This window comes from Bradyrhizobium sp. Gha, assembly GCF_900113735.1.
GTDB lineage: Bacteria > Pseudomonadota > Alphaproteobacteria > Rhizobiales > Xanthobacteraceae > Bradyrhizobium.
In genome coordinates, this window is the sequence record NZ_FOQM01000016.1 from 153753 (window position 1) to 163194 (window position 9442).

Annotated in this window: 10 protein-coding genes, 1 pseudogene and 1 riboswitch; of the genes and pseudogenes, 5 read left to right on the forward strand and 6 right to left on the reverse strand. The window is 64.6% G+C overall.

What is annotated here, in order from left to right; translation table 11 throughout:
* Nucleotides 1-7 precede the first annotated feature (7 nt).
* On the forward strand, nucleotides 8-781 hold the full coding sequence (locus BM222_RS20470) for a lysophospholipid acyltransferase family protein (RefSeq protein WP_092230958.1): 774 nt from the start codon (nucleotides 8-10) through the stop codon (nucleotides 779-781).
* On the opposite strand, the gene BM222_RS20475 is transcribed toward BM222_RS20470, so the two are convergent.
* Entirely contained in the window at nucleotides 778-1389 is a 612-nt protein-coding gene (locus tag BM222_RS20475) for a gamma-glutamylcyclotransferase (RefSeq protein ID WP_177243334.1), read from the reverse strand. The genes BM222_RS20470 and BM222_RS20475 overlap by 4 nt on opposite strands.
* Before the next feature lie 110 nt (nucleotides 1390-1499).
* Between BM222_RS20475 and BM222_RS20480 the strand changes: the two genes are divergently transcribed.
* Nucleotides 1500-2684: a DUF2125 domain-containing protein gene (locus tag BM222_RS20480; RefSeq protein WP_092230964.1), complete on the forward strand. Its 1185-nt coding sequence runs from the start codon at nucleotides 1500-1502 to the stop codon at nucleotides 2682-2684.
* 43 nt (nucleotides 2685-2727) lie between these two features.
* On the opposite strand, the gene BM222_RS20485 is transcribed toward BM222_RS20480, so the two are convergent.
* Genes BM222_RS20485 through BM222_RS20495 form a run of 3 tightly spaced genes read right to left on the reverse strand, consistent with a single transcriptional unit; the run spans nucleotide 2728 to nucleotide 5643 of the window.
* The gene (locus BM222_RS20485; RefSeq protein WP_092230967.1) at nucleotides 2728-3666 is read right to left on the reverse strand and encodes a prephenate/arogenate dehydrogenase family protein; all 939 of its coding nucleotides are present in this window, start codon (nucleotides 3664-3666) and stop codon (nucleotides 2728-2730) included.
* Nucleotides 3663-4757 (reverse strand): histidinol-phosphate transaminase, encoded by a 1095-nt coding sequence (gene hisC, locus BM222_RS20490; protein ID WP_092230970.1) that lies wholly within the window; start codon nucleotides 4755-4757, stop codon nucleotides 3663-3665. Before hisC ends, BM222_RS20485 begins: the two co-directional genes overlap by 4 nt.
* Before the next feature lie 37 nt (nucleotides 4758-4794).
* On the reverse strand, nucleotides 4795-5643 hold the full coding sequence (locus BM222_RS20495) for a chorismate mutase (RefSeq protein ID WP_092230972.1): 849 nt from the start codon (nucleotides 5641-5643) through the stop codon (nucleotides 4795-4797).
* 159 nt (nucleotides 5644-5802) lie between these two features.
* A riboswitch (SAM riboswitch) is annotated at nucleotides 5803-5882 on the forward strand.
* Nucleotides 5883-5976: 94 nt separating this feature from the next.
* On the opposite strand from BM222_RS20495, the gene metX reads away from it, so the two are divergent.
* A complete protein-coding gene (gene metX, locus BM222_RS20500) occupies nucleotides 5977-7179 on the forward strand; it encodes a homoserine O-acetyltransferase MetX (RefSeq protein WP_092230975.1) in 1203 nt (400 codons plus the stop codon).
* Nucleotides 7180-7194: 15 nt separating this feature from the next.
* A complete protein-coding gene (gene metW / locus BM222_RS20505; protein ID WP_092230978.1) occupies nucleotides 7195-7857 on the forward strand; it encodes a methionine biosynthesis protein MetW in 663 nt (220 codons plus the stop codon).
* Nucleotides 7858-8012: 155 nt separating this feature from the next.
* On the opposite strand, the pseudogene BM222_RS42190 reads toward metW, so the two are convergent.
* Nucleotides 8013-8180, reverse strand: a pseudogene (locus BM222_RS42190) (alpha/beta fold hydrolase); the annotation flags it as partial.
* Between the two features lie 247 nt (nucleotides 8181-8427).
* On the opposite strand from BM222_RS42190, the gene BM222_RS20515 reads away from it, so the two are divergent.
* Nucleotides 8428-9066, forward strand: coding sequence for a TIGR02594 family protein (locus tag BM222_RS20515; RefSeq protein ID WP_092230981.1), 639 nt, complete (start codon nucleotides 8428-8430; stop codon nucleotides 9064-9066).
* Between the two features lie 93 nt (nucleotides 9067-9159).
* On the opposite strand, the gene BM222_RS20520 is transcribed toward BM222_RS20515, so the two are convergent.
* A partial coding sequence (locus BM222_RS20520; protein WP_143106003.1) for an IS3 family transposase occupies nucleotides 9160-9442 on the reverse strand: 283 nt, incomplete at its 5' end.

Here is a 9442-nt window from a genome sequence, read left to right on the forward strand (position 1 = left end):
ATTTTCGATGTTCCTGATTTTCCTCCGTTCGCTGCTGTTCAACGTGCTGTTCTACGTGGTGCTGGTATGCCTCGCGATCGTGGCGCTGCCGACCTTCGCGTTGCCGCCGCGTGCCATGCTGACGGTGGCCAAGTGGTGGGCAAAGGCCACACTGGTGCTGATGCGCGTGGTCTGCAACATCAAGGTCGAATTCCGCGGGGTCGAGAAGATTCCGCAAGGACCGCTGGTGATCGTGGCGAAGCACCAGTCGTTCTGGGAAACCTTCGTGCTGCCGGGCTTCTTTCACCACCCGATCTTCATCCTCAAGCGCCAGCTCATGCAGATTCCGGTGTTCGGTCAGTTCCTGGTCAAGACCGGGATGATCGCAATCGATCGCAATGCCGGCGTGAAGGCACTGCTGGACATGACGCGGCGCGCGCGCGAGGCCGTGCGCGCAGGCGGTCAGCTCGTCATCTTTCCCGAAGGCACCCGTCGCGCGCCGGGGGCGCCGCCGGATTACAAAACCGGCTTTGCGCAGATCTATTCGTCCTGCGGTGTGCAATGTCTGCCGATCGCGCTCAATTCCGGCCTGTTCTGGCCGCGCCGAACCTTCATGCGCTATCCCGGCACGTTGGTGGTGGAGTTCCTCGATCCGCTGCCGCCGGGCCTGCCCAAGGATCAATTTCTCACGCGCGTGCAGACCGCGGTCGAAGATGCGACCGCTCGCCTCGTCGAGGCCGGCCGTAAGGAGCAGGAGCAAATGATCGGCAGCGCGCCGAGTTATGCTCCGTCGGGCAGCTAGCGGCTGTCTCTATTTTCGTCAGGCGCCGGCGCGTGCGAAGTATGCGCATCACCATGCAGCATCATCGCGAGCTGATGCAATTGCGCGTCGCGAAAGCCCTCGGCCTCGATCGCCTTCACGGTCGCCGTCACGTAATCGCGGTTGGCGCCGGACTGGCCGTGGCCTTGCAGCACATGGCGGTGCTGGTCGGCGAGCGACAGCCGCCCGGCATATTGGACATGGCCGCGGTCGACGACGTAGGCGAGCGCCGAGACGCGCTCGCGCGCTTCGTTCTCCAGCCACACCGAGCGCATCACCTCGCGATAGACCGACGTCACCTGCTCGCGCGCGCGCAAGTAAGCGACGACGTCGGCGCGGTTCTTTTCAGCGACGCGGAACGCGATGCCGCGGCAGGCGCCGCCGCGGTCGAGCCCCAGCACCAGGCCGGGCTGTTCCGGTGTGCCGCGATGCACGAAGGAATAGACGCAGAGCGCCCGATGCTCGCCGACCAGCCGCGCCGGGACGCGCTCCTCGAATTCGAAGCCCGGCCGCCACATCAGGGAGCCGTAGCCGAACACCCAGAGGTCGCCCTTGGCTGATGTGACGGAGGGGAGGGTGATTTCCGACATTTCGGGCACGGCTACCAGAAGTGGTTGCCCAAGCGAAGCGAATTCTCCGCCTTTTGTCCGGGGCCTGCCTCGCTTACATTTGACAAAATCTGGGACCAAAGGGTCGCCGCATGTCCGATATGACCATTGCCGTACGCCGGCGCTCCCGTTGGGGGCTTTTCATTGCTCCCGTCCTCCTCCTGATCCTTGCTGCCGCCTGGAGCGGCTTCTGGTTCTATGCGGCCTCGCAGGCCGGGGTGGCGGTCGATGCCTGGCGCGCGCAGGAGGCCAAAGCCGGCCGCATCTATGATTGCGCCAAGCGCTCGATCGCGGGATTCCCGTTCCGCTTCGAGATTCAGTGCTCCGGCGCCAGCGTCGCCTTGGTTTCGCAGAATGCGAGCAAGACGCCGTTCACGGCCAAGCTCGACAACATTCTGGTCGTGGGACAGGTCTACGATCCCAAGCACGTCATCGCCGAGTTCTCGGCGCCCGCAACGCTGGTCGACGGCGTCACGCAAAACACCTTCGTGGTGAACTGGAGCAAGGGCCGCAGCAGCGTGGTCGGCCTGCCGGCCATCCCGGAGCGCGCCTCGATCGTGTTCGACGATCCCAGCATCGTCAGGGTCGACGGCGCGGTGCAGGTACCGCTCGCGCGCGCCAAGGAAATCGAGCTGCATGGACGCCTCGCGGACGGATCGTCGGCAGATCATCCTGTCATCGAGACCGTGCTCCGGATTTCGCAGGGCAGTATTCAGGGCATCCATCCGTTGCTCGCCGAGCCGTTCGAGGCCGACACGCGCGCGAAGATCACCGGGCTTTCCGATCTCACGCCGAAGCCCTGGCCGCAGCGCTTCCGGGAGATCCAGGCCGCCGGTGGCCATATCGAGATCGTGCAGTCCCGGATTCAGCAGGGCGAGATGATCGCGGTCGCGGCCGGCACCCTCGGCCTGTCGGCCAATGGCCGATTGGACGGCGAATTGCAGATGACGGTGACCGGCCTCGAGCGCATCATCCCGGCGCTCGGCATCGAGAAGATGCTGGAAGAAGGCGTGCCGCAGGCGACGCTCGATCGCGTCGCGCCGGGCGTCAAGTCGCAGGACCTCAACAATCTCTTCGGCGCGCTCGACCGGGCCGTTCCCGGCCTCGGCAAGGTCATCAAGCAGAACGCCAATGCCGGTGTCGCCGCCGGCATCAACTCGATCGGCACCGAGAGCACGCTCGAGGGCAAGAAGGCCCGTACCTTTCCGCTCAAGTTCGCCGATGGCGCCGTGCTGCTCGGCCCGATCAAGGTCGGGCAGATTCCGCCGCTGTATTGATGCCCTCGTCATTCCGGGGCATTGGCGAAGCTGAACCCGGAAGCTACGGCTTCTTGTCGAGCTGCCCGTGCTGGCGGCCGAAGTCGGCTGCGGCCGAATCCTGGCCGATCTCGACGATTCCGCGACGGATGGCGCGGGTGCGGGTGAAATGGTCGAACAGCGCCTCGCCGTCGCCACGGCGTATCGCGCGGGTGAGCTTGGCGAGATCCTCGGTGAAGGTGCCGAGCATCTCCAGCACGGCGTCCTTGTTGGCGAGGAAGACGTCGCGCCACATCGTCGGATCGGAGGCTGCGATGCGGGTGAAGTCGCGGAAGCCGCCGGCGGAGAACTTGATGACTTCCGATTCCGTCACCTGCGCCAGCTCGTCGGCGGTGCCGACGATGGTGTAGGCGATCAGATGCGGCAGATGGCTGGTGATTGCGAGCACGAGATCATGGTGATCCGGCGTCATCACCTCGACCCTGGCGCCCATAGCCGCCCAGAATGCGCGCAGGTGCGCGGTCGCCTCGGCGTCGGTGCCTTCAGGCGGGGTGAGGATGCACCAGCGGTTGATGAAGAGCTCGGCGAAGCCGGAATCCGGCCCCGAATGCTCGGTGCCCGCGACCGGATGTGCCGGCACGAAATGAACGGTCTCCGGCAAATGCGGCGCCATGTCCCTGACGATCGCGCCCTTGACCGAGCCGACATCCGAGATCACGGCGCCGGGCTTGAGATGAGCCGCAATCTCCTGCGCCACGGGCCCGCAGGCGCCGACGGGAATGCAGAGGATGACGAGATCGGCGTCCTTCACCGCTTCCGCATTAGTCGCCACGACCCGGTCGACGATGCCGAGCTCCAGCACCCGCGCACGCGTCTTCTCCGAGCGCGCGGTGGTGACGATCTCGCCGGCCAAACCCTGGCGCTTCGCAGCGCGTGCGATTGAGCCGCCGATCAGGCCGAAGCCGATCAGCGCGACGCGCTGGAAGTGCGGATCCACACTCATTTGCCGGCCATGAAGTCGCGCAAGGCGTCGACGACGAGGCGGTTGGCCTCCTCGGTGCCGATGGTCATGCGCAGCGCATGCTGCAGGCCGTAGTTCTTCAACGCGCGCAGCACCAGGCCGCGCTTGGTGAGGAAGGCGTCGGCGGCGTCCGCCGTCTTGCCTTCCTGCGGAAAGTGGATCAGCACGAAATTGGCGACGCCCGGCGTCACCTTCAGCCCGAGCTTGCCGATCTCCTCGGTGAGCCAGTTGCGCCAGGTCTCGGTGAACTGCTTCGACATCGCCTGGTGCGCGGTGTCCTCGATCGCGGCGACCGCGGCATACATCGCCGGCGTGGACACGTTGAAGGGACCGCGGATGCGGTTGACCGCGTCGATGATGTGTTCGGGCCCGAACATCCAGCCGACGCGCAATGCCGCAAGACCGTGGATCTTCGAGAAGGTGTGCGTCACCACGGTATTCTCGGTGGTGGCGACGAGCTCGATTCCCATCTCGTAATCGTTGCGCGAGACATAGTCGGCATAGGCGGCATCGAGCACCAGCAGCACGTGCGAGGGCAGGCCGGCGCGCAGGCGCTTGACCTCGTCGAACGGCACATAGGTGCCGGTCGGGTTGTTGGGATTGGCGAGCCAGACCAGCTTCGTGCGCGACGTCACTGCGTTGAGAATGGCGTCGACGTCGCAGGTCAGGTTCTTCTCGGCCGCGACCACGTTCTTGGCGCCGACCGCCATCGTCGCGATCGGGTAGACCAGGAAGCCGTGCGTGGTCGAGATCGCCTCGTCGCCGTGGCCGAGATAGGTGTGGGCGAGCAGGTTGAGGATTTCGTCCGAGCCGGCGCCGCAGATGATGCGGTTCGGGTCGAGCCCGAACGAGCGGCCGATCGCCTCGCGCAGCACGCGCGAGGTCCCCTCGGGGTAGTCTTCCAGATGCTCCGCGACGTGCTTGAAGGCCTCGATCGCCTTGGGCGAGGGTCCGAACGGCGTCTCGTTGGCCGAGAGCTTGAACACCTTGCGGCCCGGCTCGGCGACCGGGCTCTTGCCGGGCGTGTAGGGCGCAATATCGAGAATGCCGGGATTCGGCACGGGGCGGGACATCTTCAACTCCGAAAATGGTCTTGAGGCGGTTCGCGATCTACGATTTCGACCCGGTCGGGGGCACCGTATAGCGCGTTGCGTGGCTGCCGACGAGGGCCGTGGAGCGCACGGAGGCCCCCGCTGCGATCAGGGCCGCCTTGATCTTGTCGATGCTGGTGGCTGATGTGACCGAGACCAGCAGCGCTGCGCCGTCGAAGGCGGTATCGGGCACGGCCACGATCTCGGCGAGCGGCGACAGCGCCCGCGCGACCTCGGCGTTCCACCCCGAGACACGCACGCTGAAGGTTTCGACCTCCGTCACCACGGCACTGTCGGCAACGCGCGAGACCGCGAACACGGGCAGTGCGGCCGGATGGTCGGCGCGCTCGACGAAGGGCATGCGCGCGATGATCTTCGGCGCGCCGTCGGCTTCGAGCTCCAGCCACCACGGCGTGCGGCTCGAGGTCGCCGAGACCAGCGCCAGATCGCCCTTGGATTTCGCCACCGCCTCGACCGCCGCCTGTGCGCTGAAATGTGCGACGTAAGGAACGGTGAAGCCGAAATGGAAGCGCACGGAATCGCGCATCGCGGGCTCGCTCACCGAGATGTCGGCATGCACGGAGAACGGCGCCTGGACATAGGTGAAGGTCGAGATGATGACGCGCCAGATGCTTTCGACCGTGTCGAGCGGCAGGATGCCGCGATGGCGCTGCACGATGTCGCGCATCATCGAGGCCTCGCGCGCCGGGCGGAACGCGGAGCCGACCTCCTGGGTCTGCTTCACCTGGATCAGGCGGTCGATGATGTCGCCGCGCTGCATCAGCAGGCGGTGCATGCCCTCGTCGATCGCGTCGATCTCCTTGCGCAATTCCTGGAGCGATGGTGGCGCGGGCGGGCGTTGGGACATATCTGACGGGACTGTTGGGAGCTGCGGGCAATGTCCTGATTAGGCAGTCGGGGCCGAGAAAGCAAAGAGAAATGACGTCCTGCAGAGCTGCCCAGTGAGAGACGATTTTGGTTCACCCTGAGCGCGACTTGACGAAATCGGCCCAAGCCGGTAGGTTTTTGCCCGTTCCGTGGTCATTTGAGCCGGCCGGCTTGCAGCCACGTTAAAAAACTCGCTAAACAGGCCGGGGACGCTTTCGATCCCGGCCGAACCTATCGTTCAGGCCGGGTTTTTTCATGGCCTGATGTCAGTCGCGATCTGAAGTCCGATCGCAAACGAGGTCGATGGTCAGAGATGGTTGGCGTCAAGTCCGTACCCAGTCCCGCGATCAGTGCCGACGATCGGTCGCATGAGGTCGATCATCCGAGTTCGGAGGTCGCGCTGTTCGGCGCGGACCAGCCGCTGCGGCTCGATTGCGGTGTCGATCTCACCCCGTTCCAGATCGCCTACAAGACCTATGGCGAGCTCAACGCCGATCGCTCCAACGCGGTTCTGATCTGCCATGCGCTGACCGGCGACCAGCACGTCGCCAATGTGCATCCCGTCACCGGCAAATCCGGCTGGTGGGAGACGCTGGTCGGTCCCGGCCGGCCCCTCGATCCTGCCAGGTACTTCATCATCTGCTCCAACGTGATCGGCGGCTGCATGGGCTCTACGGGTCCTGCCTCGATCAATCCCGCGACCGGCAAGGTCTGGGGCCTCGATTTCCCCGTCATCACCATCCCAGACATGGTGCGCGCGCAGGCGATGCTGATCGACCGGCTCGGCATCGATACGCTGTTTGCCGTGGTCGGCGGCTCGATGGGCGGCATGCAGGTGCTGCAATGGACCGCGGCGTACCCTGCGCGCGTCTACTCCGCGCTGGCGATTGCCTGCTCGACGCGGCACTCCGCGCAGAACATCGCCTTCCACGAGCTCGGCCGCCAGGCCGTGATGGCCGATCCCGACTGGCACAATGGCGCCTACGCCGATCGGGGCATCCATCCGCATCGCGGCCTTGCGGTCGCGCGCATGGCGGCGCACATCACCTATCTCTCGGACGCCGCGCTGCATCGCAAGTTCGGCCGCCGCATGCAGGACCGCGAGCTGCCGACCTTCTCGTTCGACGCCGACTTCCAGGTCGAGTCCTATCTGCGCTACCAGGGCTCGTCCTTTGTCGAACGCTTCGACGCCAACTCCTATCTCTATCTGACCCGCGCGATGGACTATTTCGACATCGCCGGCGACCATGGCGGGGTGCTGGCGAAGGCGTTCGCCGGGATCGAGACGCGCTTCTGCGTGGTCTCCTTCACCAGCGACTGGCTGTTCCCGACCTCGGAATCGCGCGCGCTGGTGCACGCGCTGAACGCCTCGAGCGCGCGGGTGTCATTCGCCGAGATCGAGACCGACCGCGGCCACGACGCGTTCCTGCTCGACGTGCCCGAATTCTTCGACATCTCGCGTGCCTTCCTGCAATCGGCGGGCAAGGCGCGCGGGTTGACCGGCAAGAACGACTGACGAGGACGGCTGGCGATGTCTGTACAGGAAGTGCTGCCGTTCAACGGCCTTGCGTCGGAACAGTCCGGTCCGTTTCGCGCCGACCATCTGCTGGTCGCCGAAATGGTCAAGCCCGGCTCGAAAGTGCTCGACGTTGGCTGCGGTGACGGCGATCTGCTGCAGCTCTTGGAGACCCGCGGCATCGACGGCCGCGGCATCGAACTGTCGCGCGAGGGCGTCAACCGCTGCGTGGCCAAGGGCCTCGCGGTGGTGCAGGGCGATGCCGACACCGACCTCGTCAACTATCCCGACGATGCCTTCGACTACGTGATCCTGTCGCAGACGCTGCAGGCGACGCGGCAGCCCAAGATCGTGCTGGAGAATCTCCTGCGCATCGGCCGGCGCGCCATCGTGTCGTTCCCGAATTTCGGCTTCTGGCGGATGCGCCTGCAGCTCTTGATCGGCGGCCACATGCCGCGCACGGAGAACCTGCCGGCGAGCTGGTACGACACCTCCAACATCCATTTCTGCACGATCAAGGATTTCGTCGAACTCTGCGACGAGATCCACGTCAAGATGGAGCGCGCCGAGGCGCTCGACCTCTACGGCCGTCCGCTGCGGCTTCGGCTGCCATGGTGGGTTTGGAATCTGTTCGGCGAGCAGGGCGTGTTTCTTCTCACGCGCGGGCAGGGGAAGTAAAGGTCGCCTTGCCCTGAGGAACTCAGCTCCATCCTATGCGAGGAGCTCGCGACAAAATTGCAAAGCAATTTTGCGCTGATGCGACGAAGCAATCCAGACTGTCTCCGTGGATAAGGATTCTGGATTGCTTCGCTGCGCTCGCAATGACGGAATGCCACGTCGGACGGTGTGTAGCCGCGCGCAGAGTAGGTGATGCAGCGGTGACCGCGCGAGAAGTAGCGCATCTGCGGCTCCCAATTGGTGTAATCGGCCGCGAACTCGTGCAGAAAAAGTATCGGCGTTCCCTGACCCGCTTCCTCGAAATAGAGGCGGACGCCGTCCATGATCGTGGCGTGGGCATTAACTGTTTCCCTCTCTTCAAGCCGCGACTTGAGAATTGCAGTTAATGCAGATGTCGGCAATGAGGCAGCTTCACACCAGCATTGCCGCAAAATCATCGCAGCTATTCACGGCCATGGTGTCTTTTTGTCGCCACATCGGGCGGCTTAACGGCCTTTGTCGATGTCAGCCACCGCACGGGCCGACTTGGCAGGTTCTCTTGGGAAGTGGGGGTGTCAACGAGGATGAAGTATGGTTGAGTTGTTTGCGTCCCGCCCGTCGCGTTGTGTTGTCGCGCTGGCGTTCATCTTCGCGGCTTGTGCCGCGTTCGTTTCTCCGGCCTCGGCGCGGCCGCATCATCGCCACAGCGCGGAGCGGCACGGTTACGTGCATCATGCCAGGCATCATTATCGCCACCATGCACGCAGCTCGCGCTTCGAGCGCAGCGCGGCGCAGTTGCAGGCTCGTGGATTCGCCAACACGCAGGCCAGCTATGATCCGAGCGCCAATGGCGGCACGGTCGCGAGCGATGGCTTCGGCGGCGGATCGGGGCTCGTGTCCGAGGCGCGCCGCTATCTCGGCGGCAATCCCACGGGGCGCGGCAGCCTGTGGTGTGCGCGTTTCATGAACATGGTGCTTCAGAAGACGGGCCATCAGGGCACCGGGTCCGACATGGCGAGCTCGTTCGCGCATTACGGCACGCGCGTCTCCGGCCCGCAGGTCGGCGCCATCGCGGTGATGTCGCGCGGCCGCCGCGGCGGGCATGTCGGCATCATCACCGGCATCGACGCGCACGGCAATCCGATCATGATCTCCGGCAACAACGGCAATCGCGTCCGCGAGGCCCCGATCTCGCGCGGCCGCATCTACGCGTATGTGATGCCGAATTAGCGCGCGTCGCCGTCGTCCTTGCGAGCGAAGCGAAGCAATCCAGGATCCCTCGACGGAAACAGTCTGATCTTCCCCCGAAAAAGTGGACAGGGTTCAAGCCGATTTTAGCTCCATCTCGACCGGGCTGATATAGCCGATGGCCGAGTGTCTGCGGTGATGATTGTAGAAGCCCTCGATGTAGGTGAAGATGTCGCGCTCTGCTTCATTGCGGGTAGCATATTGGCGGTGATGGACCAGTTCGGACTTGAGCGTGTGGAAGAAGCTTTCCATAGGGGCATTGTCGTAGCAGTCGGCTCTGCGGCTCATCGAAGGCAGGAAGCCGGCGGCTTGCAGCGCTTGGCGATATTCGGTTGAAGCATATTGGGTGCCGCGATCG